We start from the raw sequence: 16,745 nt of genomic DNA, 5'->3' as shown, positions 1-16,745 counted from the left end.
TTCGAGGATCATTTGCATGGCCGACCAGGACAACGGCACCACGATCGATACGCAGCCGATGAACGGCGAAGACACCGCGCCTGCGGCCGGCCTGATCTCGCAATATGTGAAGGATCTGTCGTTCGAGAATCCGAACGCGCCGGCGATCTTCCAGAACCCGAACCCGCCCGCGATCGACGTGCAGTTCAATATCGGCACCGCGCAGGTCGGCGAGGAAGTGCACGAGGTCCTGCTCAAGATCGACGTCAAGGCGGAGGCCGAGGGCCAGACCGCGTTCATAGTCGACCTGACCTATGCCGGCCTTTTCGGCCTGCGCAACGTCCCCGCCGATGCGATCCAGCCGTTCCTGCTCGGCGAGGCACCGCGCCTGCTCTTCCCGTTCGCGCGCCGCGTGCTTGCCGATTGCGTGCGCGACGGCGGCTTCCCGCCGCTGCTGCTCGAGCCGATCGACTTCGCGCAGCTGTACCTGCAGCAGTCCGAACAGAATAACGGCGGCGCCTTCTCGGTCGGCGACGTCGGCCACGCCTGATCCATCAAGCGGGGGGCGGACGCCGGTGAACCTGACCAAGGCGCTCGGCTCGGTGGGCGGACTGACGCTCGCCAGCCGGGTGCTGGGATTGCTGCGCGATTCGCTGTTCTTCCGCTTCGTCGGGGCGGGCTTCGCATCCGACGCGTTCATGATCGCGTTCCGCCTGCCCAACCTGTTCCGCGCGCTGTTCGCGGAGGGCGCCTTCTCCGCCGCCTTCATCCCGATGTTCAACCGCAAGGTGGCCGAGGGTGACAAGGCGGCGGAGGGCACCGGCCTCGCCCACGGCATCGCCTTCGCCGAGGACGCGCTGTCGATCCTGCTGCCGATCCTGATCGTGATGACCGCGGTGATGGAAATCGCCGCCTGGCCCGTCACCTATGCGCTATCGGGCGGGTTCAACGGCGTCGATCCGAAGCAGTTCGACTTCGCCGTCCAACTCGCACGGCTGACCTTCCCCTATCTGCTGTTCATCAGCCTCGTGTCGCTGCTCGGCGGCATCCTCAATTCGCTGCACAAATTCTGGGTCAATGCCGCTGCGCCGATCCTGCTCAACGCGACGCTGATCGCGGCGCTGCTGTTCTTCCACGACGACGTGCCCCTGCTCACCGCGCGCAATCAGGCGATCGCGGTCACCGTCTCGGGCGCGCTGCAATTGCTGTGGCTGTGGTATGCCTGCCGCCGCGCCGGCGTGACGCTGCGGATCAAGCGCCCGCGCCTCGGACCCGACGTCAAGCGACTGATGGCGCTGATCGGCCCCGCCGCCGCCGGCGCGGGCGCGGTGCAGATCAACCTCGTCGTCTCGACCGCGCTCGCCGCCAGCCTGCTGCCGTCGGGATCGGTGTCTTACATCTATGCCGCCGATCGCCTCAACCAGCTGCCGCTCGGGCTGATCGGCATCGGCCTCGGCACCGTTCTGCTCCCCACCATCTCGCGGCTGCTCGGCCGCGGCGAGGAGGCGGCGGCGATGACAATGCAGAACCGCGGCATGGAGCTTGCGCTGCTGCTCACCCTGCCCGCGACGGTGGCGCTGGTCATCTGTGGCACGCCGATCGCCGCCGCCTTGTTCCAGCACGGCAAGTTCGACGCCACCGACACGCAGTTCACCGCGCAGGCGCTCGCCGCCTTCTCGATCGGCCTGCCCTCCTACATCCTCGTCAAGGTACTGACGCCCGGCTATTATGCCCGTTCCGACACCCGGACGCCGGTGCGTTACGCGACGATCTCGATGGGCGTGAACCTCGCGCTCAACCTCGCGCTGATCGTTCCCCTCCGGCATATGGGGCCGCCGCTCGCCACCGCGATCGCCAGCACGGTCAACGTCGCGCTCCTCTATCGCACGCTGGCCAGCCGCGGCCAGTTCGTCCCCGACGCGCAGCTCAGGCGCCGCGCGCCGCGGCTGCTGGTCGCCGCCCTGCTGATGGGCGGCGTCATGTATTTCCTCAACGACCTGTTCCAGCCCTACACCACCGGCGCGAACCTTGCGCGTTGGGGCGCGATGGTCGTGCTGGTCGGCACCGGCATGTTGGTCTATGCCCTCGCGGTGTTCGCAACCGGCGCGCTTCGGCCCCGCGACATCCGCCAGCTCCTCCGTTCAAAGTCCTGAAAGCCCGTTCATGTCCGCAAAGCGCGTCGTCTCCGGTATCAAGCCCACCGGCAACCTCCACCTCGGCAATTATCTGGGGGCGGTGAAGCAATGGGTCGCGATGCAGGATGCGATCCAGGCGGAGGGTGGCGAGACGCTCTACTTCATCGCCGACCTGCACGGGCTGACCGAGTGGATCGCGCCGGCGGACCTGCGCAGCCAGACGATCGAGATGACCGCGACGCTGGTCGCCGCCGGCATCGATCCCGACCGCTCGATCCTGTTCAACCAGGCGCGGGTGCCCGCGCACAGCGAATTGTCGTGGTTGCTCAACAACGTCGCCCGCGTCGGCTGGCTCAACCGGATGACACAGTTCAAGGACAAGGCGGGCAAGAACCGCGAAGGCGCCAGCGTCGGCCTGTACGATTACCCGGTGCTGATGGCCGCCGACGTGTTGCTTTACAACGCGACGCACGTGCCCGTCGGCGAGGACCAGAAGCAACATCTTGAACTCGCCCGCGATATCGCAACCAAGTTCAACAACGACTACGCAACCAACCTCTTCACCCTCCCCGAGCCCCTGGTCAGCAGCGCCGCGCCGCGGATCATGTCGCTGCGCGATGCGTCGGCGAAGATGTCCAAGTCCAATCCGTCCGAACAGTCGGTGGTCAAGCTGGTCGATCCGGACGAGGTCATCGCCGAGAAGTTCAGGAAGGCGAAGACCGACGCCGGCTTCCTGCCCGACACGATCGACGAACTCGCCGACCGTCCGGAGGCGAGGAACCTGCTGACGATCTTCGCCGCGCTGGCCGATCGCACACCCGCGGACGTGCTCGGCGATTACGCCGGGAAGGGCTTCGGCGCCTTCAAGCCCGACCTCGCCGACCTCGCCGTCGCGAAGCTAGGCCCGATCCGCAACACGATGGTCCGCCTGCTCGACGACCGCGCTGCGATCGATGCGATCCTGAACAAGGGCGCCGAAAAGGCACGCGAACTGTCCGCCCCGGTCCTCCGTCAGGCACAGGAAGCGATGGGGCTGGTGCTCTAAAACGATGAGTTCACGCGAAGACGCAAAGCCGCGAAGACGTTCGGATCACGCGACGGCGTAGAGAGGGCCAAGTCGGCGCAAAGCGCCCGTCAACGCCAAGCCTGCGTCAAAGAGCAGAATAGCTGCTCGCGCAGCCGACCTTCTTCTCCGCGCCTCCGCGCGAACGAAACATCTTCGCGTCTTCGCATGAACAATCCGTCCATGCACCGACGAACCGCCTAAGCCTCCAGCTCCCGCATCAGCGTGCGCACCGCGGCATCGATATCGCGATCCTGGTCGCGCAATTCCTCGATTTTGCGCACCGCGTGGATCACCGTCGAATGATCGCGCCCACCGAACTTGCGGCCGATCTCGGGTAGCGACCGCGTCGTCAGCCGCTTGGCCAGATACATGGCGATCTGCCGCGGGCGCGCGACCGCGCGGCTGCGGCGCGCCGACACCAGGTCCAGCGGCTTCAGTTCGAAATGCTGGCTGACCAGCTTCTGGATCTCGTCGATCGTCACCCGCCGCTGCGCGCCGCGCAGCACGTCGCCGAGCGTCGCCACCGCGAAGTCCATGTCGATGCTGTCCCCGGTCAGTTGCGCATAGGCGACGACGCGGTTCAGCGCGCCTTCCAACTCGCGGATATTGGCGTGGATGCGCGCCGCCAGCAGGTCGAGCACCTCGGCAGGGACCTTCGCCTCCGGCAGGTCGCTGAGTTTCCTGTCCAGTATAGCACGCCGCAACGTGAGGTCGGGCGCCTTGATGTCCGCCACCAGCCCCACCGACATGCGGCTGACGATCCGTGCCTCGACGCCGTCCAGCGCCTGCGGGCAGCGGTCGGCGGAGATCACCAGCCGCTTGCCCGCGCTCATGATCTCGTTGACTGTGTGGAAGAATTCCTCCTGCGTCGCGTCCTTGCCGGCGATGAACTGGAGGTCGTCGATCAACAGCAGGTCGGCGCCGCGCAGCCGCTGCTTAAAGCTGTGCGTGTCGCGCGCGCGCATCGCCGCGACGAAATCGAACATGAAGCGCTCGGCCGACATGCAGATGACGGTGGCATCGGGATGCTGCGCCAGAAAGGCATGGCCGATCGCATGCATCAGATGCGTCTTGCCTTGGCCCGTCCCCGAATGGAGGAACAGCGGGCTGAACCGCGGCACGCCCGGCTCGGCGAGCGCACGCGCCGCGTTGAACGCGACGCGGTTGGCGGCATCAACGACGAACCGGTCGAAGGTGAAGCGCGCATCGAGCGACGGGCGTTCGCCGGCCGGCTTCGCCGCGACGAGCGGCAGCGCGTGCTGGACGACCGGCGTCGGCGCCGGCGCCGGCGCGGCCGGGGCTGGAGCCGCGGGCGCCTCGGCGACCAGCTTGACCGCGGCCGGCGCGACGATGCGCGTCTCGATCGACACGCCGCGCACGTTGGGCAGCAGCGTGCGGAATTCGAGCATCAGCCGGTCGGCATAATGGTTGCGGACCCAGTTGGTCATGAACGCGGACGGCAGGCCGAGCCGGATCGTGTCGGCATCGCCGTCCTCGATCAGCTCCATCGGCTTCAGCCATTGCTCGAACAACCGCGCACCCGCCGATTCACGCAGGTTGCTGCGGACACGGGCCCAGGCGCGATGCGCCTCGCTCTCCGTCCCCACCGCTGCCTGCCAATCGTTCAACGCACAACTCTCCGTTGCCGGAACCACGCACTGGCGGGCCGGCGGTCGTATTCAAGACAGACAAATCCCCCTTACGGCCAATGGCCGTTCGGCATGCCCACGCTGTTCAGGTCCCCGATGGCGATGAATGTCGCCGCGGTGAGGGCGAGTTATGAAGCCTAGGCCGAGTCGATCAAGCCCCCGCCGGGTCACATTCCTGAAATAAACGGGATTGACAGCCCCTGGCCCGCAGAAATGCGTCGAGAAATCGAACAAGCCACTGTTTATGCTGACTTTATCGCCAGCGCGCCGTGATCGAGAGGACACGAATCGCGGTGACTCCTGCCTTTCCCCTTTTCGTTCTTTTTGCGCCCGATCCGGACATCAAAAAACCCGCCGGGACGGGTCCCGACGGGTTGCAATATTTGACGCGCGACGTGGGTCAGGCGAGCGTGGTGACCGCCTTGGTCAGACGCGAGAACTTCCGGCTGGCAGTGTTCTTGTGCAGCACGCCCTTGGCGACGCCGCGCTGCAACTCCGGCTGAGCCGCCGCAAGCGCCGTGGTCGCCGCAGCCTTGTCGCCCGAAGCAAGTGCCGATTCGACCTTCTTGATGAAGGTACGGATGCGGCCGACGCGGGCACCGTTGATGTCGGCACGGCGCTGGTTGCGACGGATGCGCTTCTTGGCTTGCGGCGTATTCGCCATTCGGTACGTCCTTGCGAGTAATGTGGTCGATATAAAGAGGCGCCGGTCATCCCTACGCCGTCTCGAAGGCAGCGCCCTTAGCGATTGTGGCGATGCGGGTCAACCACGACCGCTCAATTGCGCTGGCATCGGGGACAATAGAAGGTCGATCGCCCGCTATCCACCCGCCGCTGTACCGTGCCACCGCAATGGCAGGGTTCGCCCTCCCGTCCATATACGAGGAACTGCTTGGAAAAATAGCCCAGCTCGCCATCAGGCCGGGCATAGTCGCGCAACGTCGATCCGCCCGCATCGATCGCCGCCAGCAGCACCTCGCGCACCGCCACCGCCAGCCGCTCGAGCCGCGGCAGCGCGATCTGCCCCGCCGCCCGCGTCGGGGCGATCCGCGCGACGTGCAGCGCCTCGCACACATAGATGTTGCCCAGCCCCGCGACGATTCGCTGGTCGAGCAGCATCGCCTTGATCGGCGCCACCCGCCCCTTCAGCGCGGCATGCAGCGCGGCACCGGTGAAGTCGTCCCCCAGCGGCTCCGGCCCCATCGCGGCAAAGGGCGGATAGGCGTCGAGCGCCGCCGTCTCGACCAGATCGAGGAAGCCGAATCGCCGCGGATCGTTGAGCGCGAGGCTGCGCCCCTCCGCCGTCTCGATCAGCAGATGGTCGTGCGCCAGCCGCTCGGTCGGATCGACCCGCCAGCGTCCCGACATGCCGAGGTGGAAGATCAACGTATCGCCGCGATCGGTGTCGATCAGTCCGTATTTCGCCCGCCGCCCCAGCCTGGTCACGGTCGCGCCCGTCATCCGCTGGCGCAGATCGACGGGGATCGCCTTGCGCAGGTCGGCGCGGCGCGGCTCGACCAGTGTCAGCCGCTGGCCGGCGAGGACGGGGGTCAGCCCGCGGACGGTGGTTTCGACTTCGGGAAGTTCTGGCACACGGATCAGCTAGGTTGCGTTTGCCCCGGCCACAAGCGGCCGCTAGGGCAAGCCCATGACCGACACCGCCCCCACCGGAACCGTCTCCTTCGGCTATGAAGACGTCGCGCCCGAGGAAAAGACCGCCCGCGTCGGCGGCGTCTTCTCCAGCGTCGCCAAGAACTACGACCTGATGAACGACGCCATGTCCGGCGGCATGCATCGGTTGTGGAAGGACCGTTTCGTCCGTCGCGTCCAGCCGCAGGAGGGGCAGCAGATCCTCGACATGGCGGGCGGCACCGGCGACATCGCCTTCCGCCTCGCGGCGGCGGGCGCATCGGTGACGGTCGCCGACATCAATCCGCAGATGCTCGAGGTCGGCATGGAACGCGCCGCCAAGCGCGGCATCGACGGGCTGGTATGGACCGAGGCCAATGCCGAGACGCTGACCTTCCCCGACCGCTTCTTCGACGCCTATACGATCGCCTTCGGCATCCGCAACGTCACCGATATCCCCAGGGCGCTGCGCGAGGCGCATCGCGTCCTGCGCCGCGGCGGGCGCTTCTACTGCCTCGAATTCTCGACCACGACCTGGCCGGGGTTCAAGGAGGTCTATGACAGCTATTCGCACACACTGGTGCCGAAGCTCGGGCAGCTGCTCGCACAGGACGCCGACAGCTATCGCTATCTGATCGAATCGATCCGCCGCTTCCCCGACATGCCGACCTTCAAGGGCATGATCGCCGACGCCGGCTTCGTGCGCACCAAGGCCGAACCGATCCTCGGCGGGCTCGTCGCGATCCATTCGGGCTGGAAGATCTGATGGGGCGTGCAGACAAGCCTCTCCCCTTCGGGGGAGGGGTTGGGCTGGGGGACACGGGCGTCACGCTCGGTGAGACACGCCCCGCCCCCAACCCCTCCCCTGAGGGGGAGGGGCTTTCCCGGTGACCGCTTCCGTCGTCCACGTCTGGCGCCTGCTGAAATGGGGTCGCATCCTCGCTCGCCACGGCGCGCTGCGGGGGATCGAACGCGATCCCAACACCCCCGCCCCCGTCCGCCGGCTGGCGCGCATCGCCCGCTTCGGCGCGCGCGTGCCGAAGGTGCCGCGCTACGCCGACGCCTTCCAGGCGATCGGCCCGGCCGCGATCAAGCTCGGCCAGACGCTCGCCACCCGTCCCGACCTCGTCGGGGACGAGGCGACGCACGACCTGTTGCGCCTGCAGGACCAGCTGCCGCCCGTCCCCTATGCGGTGATCGCCGCGGCGATGGAGGCGAGCTTCGGCCGGCCGCCGTCGGACCTGTTCGCCAGTATCGAGGAAGCGCCGGTCGGCGCCGCCTCGATCGCGCAGGTCCATCGCGCGGTGACGACCGACGGCCGCACCGTCGCGGTCAAGGTGCTGCGACCCGGAGTCGAGGCGGATTTTACGCGCGCGATCGCGACCTACGAATGGGCCGCGGCGCAGCTGGAGGGGATGAGCGTCGAGGCGCGCCGCCTCCGCCCGCGCCTGACGGTCGAGAATTTCAAGCGCTGGACGGCGCGCGAGCTCAATTTCCGGCGCGAGGCGGCGTCCGCCTCCGAACTCGCCGAATCGATGACCGCCGAGCCCGATTTCATGGTCCCGGCGATCGACTGGCAGCGCTCGACCGCGCGCGTGCTGACCGTGGAATGGGTCGACGGGATCAAACTGTCCGATCGTGCGACGCTGGTCGCGCAGGGGTATGATCTGCCCCGGCTCGCCAACACCCTGGTGCAGGCGTTCCTGCGCCAGGCGATCGCGGAAGGCTTCTTCCACGCCGACATGCACCAGGGCAATCTGTTCGCCCTGCCCGGCAACAAGATCGCCGCGATCGACTTCGGCATCATGGGCCGCATCGACCGCCGCGCCCGCGTGTGGCTGGCGGAAATCCTGTATGGCCTCATAACCGGCAACTACAAACGCGTCGCCGAGATCCATTTCGAGGCGGGCTATGTGCCCAGCCATCACAATGTCGCCGAGTTCGCGACGGCGTTGCGCGCAGTCGGCGAGCCGATGCGCGGCCTGCCGGTCAAGGACATGTCGATCGGCATGATGCTCGACGGTCTGTTCTCGATCACCCGCGATTTCGACATGGTGACGCAGCCGCACCTGCTGTTGCTCCAAAAGACGATGGTGATGGTCGAGGGCGTCGCCACCGGCCTCGATCCCGACATCAACCTGTGGGAATCGGCCGCACCGTTCGTCCGCGAATGGATCAGGACCGAACTCGGTCCCGAAGCGGCGATCGCCGACCGGCTGATACGGGACGTGCGGACGATCGCCGCCCTGCCGGACCTGCTCCGCCGGATCGAGGCACGCTATCCCGCTCCCGGCGGCGAACCGCCCGCGCCACCGCTGCGCGAGATCGAAGTGGTCCGGATCGGTGGCGGCTGGCGCTATGCCGCGGTCGCGGTCGTCACCGCGGTCGCCAGCGTCGCGGCGACCTGGCTGATCGTCCACTGAGCCGATGCGCCGGCCGCTCGCTCCGGTGTGGCTGACCCGGCCCTCGCGCTTCGCCGGCCTGTCGCCGCGCAACGCCGGGGCGGCGCTGGCGGCGCTGGCGGCGCTGCTGCTCGCGACATTGCTGGTGTTCTCCACCCCGGCGCCACCCGCGGCCAGCGGCGATGCTGCTAACCGGGCGGACGATCAGGCCGATGTGATGCTCTACGAAACGATCGTCGAGAATGTCCGCCACGGTGGCCAATATTACGCCGTCGCCGCCGACGCGATGCGCAGCGGCAATTACCCGCTGAAGCCGTTCGTCACCTTCCGCCTGCCGACGCTGGCCCGTGTGCAGGCGTCAGTGCCGCAGGGCGTCGTCGTCCTGCTGCTCTACGTCTTGGCCGCAGCGGTGGCGCTCGCCTGGTATGTGCGGCTCGCCCCCGCTTTCGCCCGCACGCCGCCACGAATCGTCGCGGTGGCGCTGCTCGCCGGCGGGCTGATGGCGTTCGTGCAGCGCGACCTGATCGCCTTTCACGAGATCTGGGCCGGACTGTTCATCGCGCTGTCGCTCGCCGTCTATCGCCCCGCCGCATGGCTGCCGTCGGTCGCGTTCGGGCTCGCCGCGGCGCTGATCCGCGAGACGGCAGGACTGTATCTCGCGCTGATGGCGGTCCTCGCCCTGCTCGGCGGGCAGCGGCGCGAGGCGACCGGCTGGCTGGTCGCCGGCGCGGTCCTCGCGCTCGCGCTGGCGGCGCATGCGCATGCCGTCGCCGCGGTGGTCCGCCCGCTGGATCCCAGCTCGCCCGGCTGGTCGGGCCAGCTCGGCTTCGGCTTCTTCGTGCGGACGATGACCGTGTCCACCGCGCTGGCGCTGGCGCCCCTGTGGCTCGCCGCGCCGCTCGTCGGCCTCGCGCTGTTCGGCTGGGCGGCATGGCGCGATCCGCTCGGCCTGCGCGTCGCCCTGCTGCTCGCCGCCTATGCCGTAGTGCTCAGCCTGTTCGGGCGGCTCGACACCTTCTATTGGGGTCTGCTGGTGGCGCCGTTGCTGCTGGTCGGGCTGGCGTTCGTACCAGACGGCGTGCGCGACCTGTTCGCCGGTCTGTCGGACCGGCGGCGGATCACCGTGAAGAGGATCGTCAGATGAAGCGTGTCCTGCTGGTCGTCGGCGGCGGCATCGCTGCCTACAAGGCCGCCGAGCTGATCCGCCTGCTGCGCAAGCGCGGTCATGCGGTCCGTTGCGTGCTGACCGAGGGCGCGAGCCATTTCGTCACGCCGATGACACTCGCGGCACTGTCGGAGGACAAGGTCTATACGACGCTTTGGGACCTCAAGGACGAGGCGGAGATGGGCCATATTCAGCTCAGCCGCCAGGCCGACCTGATCGTCGTCGCGCCCGCGACCGCCGATCTGATGGCGCGGATGGCGGCAGGCATCGCCGACGATCTCGCGACCACCCTGCTGCTCGCCACCGACACGCCGGTACTCGCCGCGCCGGCGATGAACGTGCGGATGTGGAATCACCCCGCGACGCAGCGGAACGTCGCGCGGCTGCGCGCCGACGGCATCACCGTGCTCGACCCGGACGAAGGCGCGATGGCGTGCGGCGAATATGGCCCCGGCCGTCTGCCCGAACCCGCCGCCATCGCCGCCGCGATCGAGGCGATGCTGGCACCGCCCGCCGGACCGCTCGCGGGGCGACACGTGCTCGTCACCGCCGGCCCGACGCATGAACCGATCGATCCGGTTCGCTATATCGCCAACCGTTCGTCGGGGCGGCAGGGCTTCGCCATCGCCCGCGCGCTTGCCGGTCTCGGTGCGCGCGTGACCCTGGTCGCCGGCCCGGTGACGCTGGCCACCCCCGCCGGCGTGACCCGCGTCGACGTGGTCACCGCACAGGACATGGCCGACGCCGTCGCGCAGGCCTTGCCCGCCGATGCCGCAGTGATGGTCGCCGCGGTCGCCGACTGGCGCGTCGATGCCGCCCCGCAGAAGGTCAAGAAGGGCGATGCCACCCCCGTCCTTACCCTGACCGAGAATGTCGACATCCTCGCGACCGTGGCGGGCTCGGACCGGCGCCCGCGCCTCGTCGTCGGCTTCGCAGCGGAAACCGAGCAGGTGGTCGAACACGCCACCGCCAAGCGGCTGCGCAAGGGCGCGGACTGGATCGTCGCCAACGACGTGTCGGGCGACGTCTTCGGCGGCGACTCCAACACCGTTCACCTCGCCACCGCCACCGGCGTCGAACATTGGGAACGTCTGCCCAAGGACGAGGTGGCCCGCCGGCTGGCGCAGCGGATCGCGGACACCCTTCGCAGTTCTTGATATGTTCTAGTGGATGCGATAGCCCCTGCCGCAGGGAGGATATTGTCATGGACCATTATGTGACCCTCGGCGCGAACGACTCCGAGATTTCCAACGCCTTTTACGATGCCGTGCTCGCCACGATCGACTGGTCATCGCATGTCGCCTTCCCCGGGTGGCGCGCCTATTCGCGCGATGGCACGGGCAAAGGCATGACCCTGTGGGTCTGCAAGCCGTTCGACGGGGCACCGGCGAGTGCCGGGAATGGCGCGATGACCGGCTTCGCGGCGACGACCCGCGATCAGGTCGATGCCTTCCATCGGGCGGCTATGGCGCATGGCGGCCAGGACGATGGCGCCCCCGGTCTGCGACCCCATTACGGCCCGGACTGGTATGCGGCCTATGTCCGCGATCCCTCGGGCAACAAGCTGGCGATCGTGCATAATCCGTAGCGCATGATCGATCGACAAATGCGCCACACCGACGATAGGGCAGCACAATGACCGAAGCGATCGCCATCCGCCTCTGCCGCCTGCCGCACGGCGAAGGGCTGCCCGTCCCCGTTTATGCCACCGCGGGCGCGGCCGGGATGGACGTCGTCGCCGCCGAGGCGCTGACGCTGGCACCGGGGGCGCGGGCCGCGGTCGCGACCGGCTTCACGATCGCGATCCCCGAGGGGTACGAGGTGCAGGTGCGTCCGCGCTCCGGCCTTGCGCTCAAACATGGCATCACCTGCCTCAACACCCCCGGCACGATCGATTCGGACTATCGCGGCGAGGTGAAAGTGATCCTGATCAATCTGGGTGAAGCGCCCTTCGCGATCGCGCGCGGCGAGCGGATCGCCCAGCTTGTCCCCGCCCCGGTTCAACGCGCCACGCTGGCCATCGTCGACGCACTCGACAATACTGCGCGTGGAAGCGGAGGGTTCGGATCGACCGGCCGATGATCGACATGCTCGTACTGGCGGCCCAATTGGCCGGCGCATCACCCTTGCCGATGCCGCCGCAGGATTGGAGCGTGCTGCGCCCCCTGCCGCTGATACGGAGCGCGGATGACAGCCCCAACCTGTCGGGTTTCGTCCGTGCCGAGGTAAAGGCCGGCCGCTGCACCGCGGCGATGGCGTCAGCGCAGGGCTGGACGCTCCGGATCGATCTCGCTGTGCTCGTCGGACCGGGCGCGCAGCCGCGCCGCGTTGTCCCGCGCGCGATCGCCTGCCCGTCGGTGGAGCAATATGCCGCCGGGCTCGTCTCCAGTCTGGCACGCGGCAACATCGCGGCCACGGCGACCGATCCCGACACCTGGTATCGCACCAGCCTGACCTTCTCCTGGCCGGCGTGACGCTCTCCGACGACGAACTCACCCGCTACGCCCGGCATATCGTCCTCAAGGAGGTCGGCGGCGCCGGTCAGCAGCGGTTCCGCGCCGCGCATGTCGTGGTGATCGGCGCGGGCGGGATCGGCTCACCGGCGATCCAGTATCTCGCCGCCGCCGGGATCGGACGCCTGACGATCGTCGATGACGACGCGGTCGACCTGTCCAACCTGCAACGCCAGACGATCTACGCCACCGGTGACATCGGCCTGGGCAAGGCGGACGCGGCGGCAGCGGCGGCGCAGCGGCTCAATCCGCATATCGTTGCGCAGGCGCACGCCGTCCGGATCGACGCGACCAACGTCACCGACATCCTCGCCGGTGCGGACGCGATCCTCGATGGCTGCGACAATTTCCCGACGCGGCTGTGCGTGGCCGATGCCGCTCATGCGGCACATATCCCGCTCGTATCCGCCGCGATCGGCCAGTTCGACGGCCAGCTCGGTGTCTTCCGCGGCTGGGAGGCGGACAAGCCCTGCTACCGTTGTTTCGTCGGAGACAATCCCGATCGTGCCGGCGTCAGCTGCGCCGAGGATGGCGTATTGGGGCCGATGGCCGGCGCGATCGGCAGCCTCGCGGCGCTCGAGGTGCTGCGCGCCGTCCATCCGTTCGGAGATGACAGCGCGGGCAAACTGCTACTCGCCGACACGTTGAGCCTGCGTTTCCGGACGCTGCGCCTGCCCAAGGACCCGGGCTGCAACACCTGCGGCCAAGCGCCGCGAACGTGAGCGGCGCCGCCTTCCCGTCGGGGAAAGCGGCGCATCGCCTTTACTTCAACAGCGTCGTCGCGAAATCGCGCACCGCAGGTCCGATATCGGCACGGTCGAGGGCCAGCGCGAGATTCGCCTGGATATAGCCCGCCTTGTCGCCGCAGTCGTAGCGCTGCCCGTCGAAGGTGAAGCCGTGGAACGGCTGCTGTCCGATCAACTGCGCCATCGCGTCGGTCAGCTGGATCTCGCCACCCGCGCCCTTGTCCTGCCCTTCGAGGATGCGCATCACCTCGGGCTGAAGGATATAGCGGCCGGGGATCATCAGGTTCGACGGCGCGCTGCCCCTGGCGGGCTTCTCGACCAGCGCCTTCACCTCGGTCAGGCGGCCGTCGATCGCACCCGGCGAGATGATGCCATATTTGTCCGTCTCGCTGTCGGGCACTTCCAGCGCACCGACGATATTGCCGCCGACCCGCTCATAGGCCTCGACCATCTGCTTGATGAAGCCCGGCTTGCCGACCATCAATTCGTCGGGCAGCAGCACCGCGAACGGCTCGTCGCCGACGATCTCGCGGGCGCACCACACGGCATGGCCGAGGCCGAGCGGCTGTTGCTGACGGATATAGACGGGGCTGCCCGGCTTCATCCGCGTCCCCTGCAGCGGGTCGAGCGACTTGCCGCGCGCCTGCATCGTATCTTCGAGCTCGTAGGAGATATCGAAATGATCCTCCAGCGCATGCTTGTTGCGCCCGGTCACGAAGATGATCTGCTCGATGCCCGCTTCCAGCGCTTCTTCGACCGCATATTGGATCAACGGCTTGTCGACGACCGTCAGCATTTCTTTCGGCATCGCCTTCGTCGCCGGCAGAAATCGCGTGCCGAGACCCGCCACCGGAAATACCGCTTTGCGTACCCGCTTGATCGTCATTGTCACCCTTCTCGTAAGTCTGTCGGCGTGTAGAGGCTGCCGCGCGCCCTAGCAAACATGCACATGCAGTGCTTAGTCTCACATTAAGGCAAACAGATTAAGCCCCCGGGCATGACATCGCCATCGCGCCCCAAAGTTCTGATCGTCTTCGGCACGCGTCCGGAAGCGATCAAGCTGTTTCCGGTGATCCGTGCGCTGGAGGATATGGGCGGCATCGACACCGTCACCTGCGTCACCGCGCAGCATCGCGGCCTGCTCGACCAGGTGCTTGCGATCGCCGGCCTGACGCCGGACATCGATCTCGACCTGATGGAGCCGGGGCAATCGCTCGACCGCCTCACCGCGCGGCTGCTCACCGGTCTTGGCGAGGTGATCGACCGCGTCGCGCCGGACCGGATCGTCGTCCAGGGCGACACCGCGACCGCGATGGTCGGCGCGCTTGCCGGTTACTATCGCAAGATCCCGGTGGCGCATGTCGAGGCCGGGTTGCGGTCGGGCAACATCTACCACCCCTGGCCCGAGGAGGTGAACCGCCGCATCGTCGCGCCGATCGCCGATCTCCACTTCGCGCCGACCGATACGGCGGCAGCAGCACTGGCGCGCGAGAACGTCACTGCCGGCGTCCACGTCACCGGCAACACGGTGATCGATGCGCTGCACTGGACGCGGGGGCGGATCGCCGCCGAACCGGCGCTTGCCGCCGGGCTCGACGACCTCGCCGCGCGGTTCGCGGGCAAAAGGATCGTCCTCGTCACCACCCATCGGCGTGAGAATTTCGGCGACGGCATGGCGGCGATCGCGCGCGGCATCGCCCGCATCGCCGCCCGCGACGATGTCGCCGTGCTGTTCCCGATGCACCCCAATCCCAATGTCGGTGCGGTCATGGATGCGGTGCTCGGCGATGCCGCCAATGTCGCGCGGATCGCGCCGCTCGACTATCCGCATTTCATCCGCGTGCTGGAGCTGTGCGATATCGCGCTGACCGATTCGGGCGGCGTCCAGGAAGAGGCCCCCGCGCTCGGCAAGCCCGTGCTGGTCATGCGCGACACCACCGAACGCCCCGAGGGCGTGGTCGCCGGCACCGCGAAACTGATCGGCACCGACGAGGCGCGCATCATTTCCGAAGTCTTCACGCTTCTGGACGACAAGGCGGCTTATTCCGCCATGGCGCGCGCCCACAATCCGTTCGGGGACGGCCAGGCCAGCAACCGGATCGCAAGGATCGTCGCCGATGGTTTCGGACTCTGAACTGAAGGTCGTCGTCCTCGGTCTCGGCTATATCGGCCTGCCGACCGCGGCAGTGATCGCCCGCACCGGTGCGCGCGTGCTCGGTGTCGACGTCACCGCATCGGTGGTCGACACCGTCAACTCGGGCAGGGTCCATATCGAGGAGGTCGACCTCGACGGCCTCGTTTCCGGCGTCGTCGCGCGGGGATCGCTTCGCGCCTCGACGACGATCGAACCCGCCGACGTCTTCGTCATCGCGGTGCCGACGCCCTTCGCCGACGATCATGCCCCCAACATCGGCTATGTCCTGCAGGCCGCGACCAGCATCGCCGCAGTGCTGAAGGCCGGCGACACGATCATCCTCGAATCGACGTCGCCGGTCGGCACGACGGAAAAGGTCCGCGATCTGCTCGCGCAATTGCGCCCCGACCTCCGCGTCCCCGGCCGCACTGGCGAGGCGGCGGACATCGCGATCGCTTATTGTCCCGAACGCGTGCTGCCCGGCCGCATCCTCGTCGAGCTGATCGACAACGACCGCGTCATCGGCGGCATCACCCCGCGATGCGCGCGCAAGGCGCTGACCTTCTACCGCCGCTTCGTCCGCGGCGCCTGCGTCACCACCACCGCCCGCGCGGCGGAAATGACCAAGCTGACCGAGAATGCGTTCCGCGACGTCAACATCGCCTTCGCCAACGAACTCAGCCTGATCGCGGATACGATGGGCGTCGACGTGTGGGAGGTGATCCGCCTCGCCAACCGGCACCCGCGCGTCAATATCCTCCAGCCCGGCCCTGGCGTCGGCGGCCATTGCATCGCGGTCGACCCGTGGTTCCTCGTCCATGCCGATCCCGCCAACACGCCGCTGATCCGCACTGCGCGGATCGTCAACGACGGCAAGACCGACCATGTCGTCGCGCAGGCCGCCGCACTGATCGAGGCGAGACCCGGCGCACCGGTCGCCTGCCTCGGCCTCGCCTTCAAGGCCAACATCGACGATTTCCGCGAAAGCCCGGCGCTCAAGGTGGCGCAGCGGCTCGCCGCGCAGTTCGGCGACCGCGTGCGGATCGTCGAGCCCTATGCCGATACTTTACCCGCCGCCTTCGACGGCACCGGCGCGCGGTTGATCGACATCGACACCGCGATCGAGACGTGCCCGATCATGGTCGTGCTGGTCGACCATGACGTGTTCCGCTCGGTGCCGGTCGAGGAACGGCGCGACAAGGCCGTGCTCGACACGCGCGGAATCTGGCCGGATCAGCCCGCCCCCGCCTCTGTTCCGACGGCGCTTCGTCTGGCGAGCTGACGCTTTCACGTGCCGTTCAGGGTGTTGCGGCCTATGGCCTGTGAG

17 protein-coding genes are annotated in these 16,745 nt (G+C 67.8%); 13 read left to right on the top strand and 4 right to left on the bottom strand.

Annotation, left to right across the window (positions count from 1 at the left end; all coding sequences use genetic code 11):
* Positions 1–16: 16 nt before the first annotated feature.
* Genes secB through trpS form a run of 3 tightly spaced genes read left to right on the top strand, consistent with a single transcriptional unit; the run spans position 17 to position 3,159 of the window.
* On the top strand, positions 17–529 hold the full coding sequence (secB, locus tag AC1RTO_RS04585; protein ID WP_493159712.1) for a protein-export chaperone SecB: 513 nt from the start codon (positions 17–19) through the stop codon (positions 527–529).
* Positions 530–554: 25 nt separating this feature from the next.
* Complete coding sequence (gene murJ / locus AC1RTO_RS04580; protein WP_493159711.1) at positions 555–2,132, top strand: murein biosynthesis integral membrane protein MurJ; 1,578 nt, start codon at positions 555–557, stop codon at positions 2,130–2,132.
* 10 nt (positions 2,133–2,142) lie between these two features.
* Positions 2,143–3,159 carry a tryptophan--tRNA ligase gene (gene trpS, locus AC1RTO_RS04575; protein ID WP_493159710.1) on the top strand — a complete coding sequence of 339 codons (1,017 nt, stop codon included), beginning with the start codon at positions 2,143–2,145 and terminating at the stop codon, positions 3,157–3,159.
* Positions 3,160–3,377: 218 nt separating this feature from the next.
* Here trpS and dnaA read toward each other — a convergent pair whose 3' ends face one another.
* The 3 genes from dnaA to mutM all read right to left on the bottom strand — a co-directional run bounded on the left by dnaA (position 3,378) and on the right by mutM (position 6,422).
* Positions 3,378–4,808 carry a chromosomal replication initiator protein DnaA gene (gene dnaA, locus AC1RTO_RS04570; protein ID WP_493159709.1) on the bottom strand — a complete coding sequence of 477 codons (1,431 nt, stop codon included), beginning with the start codon at positions 4,806–4,808 and terminating at the stop codon, positions 3,378–3,380.
* Positions 4,809–5,229: 421 nt separating this feature from the next.
* Positions 5,230–5,493: a 30S ribosomal protein S20 gene (gene rpsT, locus AC1RTO_RS04565; protein ID WP_493159708.1), complete on the bottom strand. Its 264-nt coding sequence runs from the start codon at positions 5,491–5,493 to the stop codon at positions 5,230–5,232.
* A gap of 113 nt (positions 5,494–5,606) precedes the next feature.
* A complete protein-coding gene (gene mutM / locus AC1RTO_RS04560) occupies positions 5,607–6,422 on the bottom strand; it encodes a bifunctional DNA-formamidopyrimidine glycosylase/DNA-(apurinic or apyrimidinic site) lyase (protein WP_493159707.1) in 816 nt (271 codons plus the stop codon).
* A gap of 55 nt (positions 6,423–6,477) precedes the next feature.
* On the opposite strand from mutM, the gene AC1RTO_RS04555 reads away from it, so the two are divergent.
* The 8 genes from AC1RTO_RS04555 to AC1RTO_RS04520 all read left to right on the top strand — a co-directional run bounded on the left by AC1RTO_RS04555 (position 6,478) and on the right by AC1RTO_RS04520 (position 13,260).
* Complete coding sequence (locus AC1RTO_RS04555; protein WP_493159706.1) at positions 6,478–7,224, top strand: class I SAM-dependent methyltransferase; 747 nt, start codon at positions 6,478–6,480, stop codon at positions 7,222–7,224.
* Between the two features lie 121 nt (positions 7,225–7,345).
* On the top strand, positions 7,346–8,881 hold the full coding sequence (gene ubiB / locus AC1RTO_RS04550) for a 2-polyprenylphenol 6-hydroxylase (RefSeq protein WP_493159705.1): 1,536 nt from the start codon (positions 7,346–7,348) through the stop codon (positions 8,879–8,881).
* A 4-nt stretch (positions 8,882–8,885) separates the two neighbouring features.
* On the top strand, positions 8,886–10,004 hold the full coding sequence (locus AC1RTO_RS04545) for a hypothetical protein (RefSeq protein ID WP_493159704.1): 1,119 nt from the start codon (positions 8,886–8,888) through the stop codon (positions 10,002–10,004).
* Positions 10,001–11,182: a bifunctional phosphopantothenoylcysteine decarboxylase/phosphopantothenate--cysteine ligase CoaBC gene (gene coaBC, locus AC1RTO_RS04540; protein WP_493159703.1), complete on the top strand. Its 1,182-nt coding sequence runs from the start codon at positions 10,001–10,003 to the stop codon at positions 11,180–11,182. The genes AC1RTO_RS04545 and coaBC overlap by 4 nt, the downstream gene beginning before the upstream one ends.
* Before the next feature lie 47 nt (positions 11,183–11,229).
* Positions 11,230–11,613 carry a VOC family protein gene (locus AC1RTO_RS04535; RefSeq protein WP_493159702.1) on the top strand — a complete coding sequence of 128 codons (384 nt, stop codon included), beginning with the start codon at positions 11,230–11,232 and terminating at the stop codon, positions 11,611–11,613.
* 47 nt (positions 11,614–11,660) lie between these two features.
* Complete coding sequence (gene dut / locus AC1RTO_RS04530) at positions 11,661–12,107, top strand: dUTP diphosphatase (protein WP_493159701.1); 447 nt, start codon at positions 11,661–11,663, stop codon at positions 12,105–12,107.
* A complete protein-coding gene (locus AC1RTO_RS04525) occupies positions 12,104–12,499 on the top strand; it encodes a hypothetical protein (RefSeq protein WP_493159700.1) in 396 nt (131 codons plus the stop codon). Before dut ends, AC1RTO_RS04525 begins: the two co-directional genes overlap by 4 nt.
* On the top strand, positions 12,496–13,260 hold the full coding sequence (locus AC1RTO_RS04520) for a HesA/MoeB/ThiF family protein (protein ID WP_493159699.1): 765 nt from the start codon (positions 12,496–12,498) through the stop codon (positions 13,258–13,260). Before AC1RTO_RS04525 ends, AC1RTO_RS04520 begins: the two co-directional genes overlap by 4 nt.
* A 40-nt stretch (positions 13,261–13,300) precedes the next feature.
* On the opposite strand, the gene galU is transcribed toward AC1RTO_RS04520, so the two are convergent.
* A complete protein-coding gene (gene galU, locus AC1RTO_RS04515; RefSeq protein WP_493159698.1) occupies positions 13,301–14,170 on the bottom strand; it encodes a UTP--glucose-1-phosphate uridylyltransferase GalU in 870 nt (289 codons plus the stop codon).
* Between the two features lie 111 nt (positions 14,171–14,281).
* Here galU and wecB point away from each other — a divergent pair, with 111 nt between their 5' ends.
* Positions 14,282–15,418, top strand: a complete 1,137-nt coding sequence (wecB, locus tag AC1RTO_RS04510; RefSeq protein WP_493159697.1) for a non-hydrolyzing UDP-N-acetylglucosamine 2-epimerase — start codon at positions 14,282–14,284, stop codon at positions 15,416–15,418.
* Entirely contained in the window at positions 15,402–16,700 is a 1,299-nt protein-coding gene (wecC, locus tag AC1RTO_RS04505) for a UDP-N-acetyl-D-mannosamine dehydrogenase (RefSeq protein WP_493159696.1), read from the top strand. The genes wecB and wecC overlap by 17 nt, the downstream gene beginning before the upstream one ends.
* Positions 16,701–16,745: the final 45 nt, after the last annotated feature.

The organism is Sphingomonas sp. GW821-FHT10F09, assembly GCF_058809195.1.
Note: the sequence above shows the minus strand (reverse complement) of the source record. Positions and strands in the feature narration are given on the sequence as shown.

What these genes read in the sequence shown, in the direction of transcription:
- dut (WP_493159701.1), top strand. Translation starts at nt 11,661, where the DNA reads ATGACCGAAGCGATCGCCATCCGCCTCTGCCGCCTGCCGCACGGCGAA.
- coaBC (WP_493159703.1), top strand. Translation starts at nt 10,001, where the DNA reads ATGAAGCGTGTCCTGCTGGTCGTCGGCGGCGGCATCGCTGCCTACAAG.
- galU (WP_493159698.1), bottom strand. Translation starts at nt 14,170, where the DNA reads ATGACGATCAAGCGGGTACGCAAAGCGGTATTTCCGGTGGCGGGTCTC.
- AC1RTO_RS04535 (WP_493159702.1), top strand. Translation starts at nt 11,230, where the DNA reads ATGGACCATTATGTGACCCTCGGCGCGAACGACTCCGAGATTTCCAAC.
- AC1RTO_RS04525 (WP_493159700.1), top strand. Translation starts at nt 12,104, where the DNA reads ATGATCGACATGCTCGTACTGGCGGCCCAATTGGCCGGCGCATCACCC.
- trpS (WP_493159710.1), top strand. Translation starts at nt 2,143, where the DNA reads ATGTCCGCAAAGCGCGTCGTCTCCGGTATCAAGCCCACCGGCAACCTC.
- secB (WP_493159712.1), top strand. Translation starts at nt 17, where the DNA reads ATGGCCGACCAGGACAACGGCACCACGATCGATACGCAGCCGATGAAC.
- AC1RTO_RS04555 (WP_493159706.1), top strand. Translation starts at nt 6,478, where the DNA reads ATGACCGACACCGCCCCCACCGGAACCGTCTCCTTCGGCTATGAAGAC.
- AC1RTO_RS04545 (WP_493159704.1), top strand. Translation starts at nt 8,886, where the DNA reads ATGCGCCGGCCGCTCGCTCCGGTGTGGCTGACCCGGCCCTCGCGCTTC.
- wecC (WP_493159696.1), top strand. Translation starts at nt 15,402, where the DNA reads ATGGTTTCGGACTCTGAACTGAAGGTCGTCGTCCTCGGTCTCGGCTAT.
- rpsT (WP_493159708.1), bottom strand. Translation starts at nt 5,493, where the DNA reads ATGGCGAATACGCCGCAAGCCAAGAAGCGCATCCGTCGCAACCAGCGC.
- wecB (WP_493159697.1), top strand. Translation starts at nt 14,282, where the DNA reads ATGACATCGCCATCGCGCCCCAAAGTTCTGATCGTCTTCGGCACGCGT.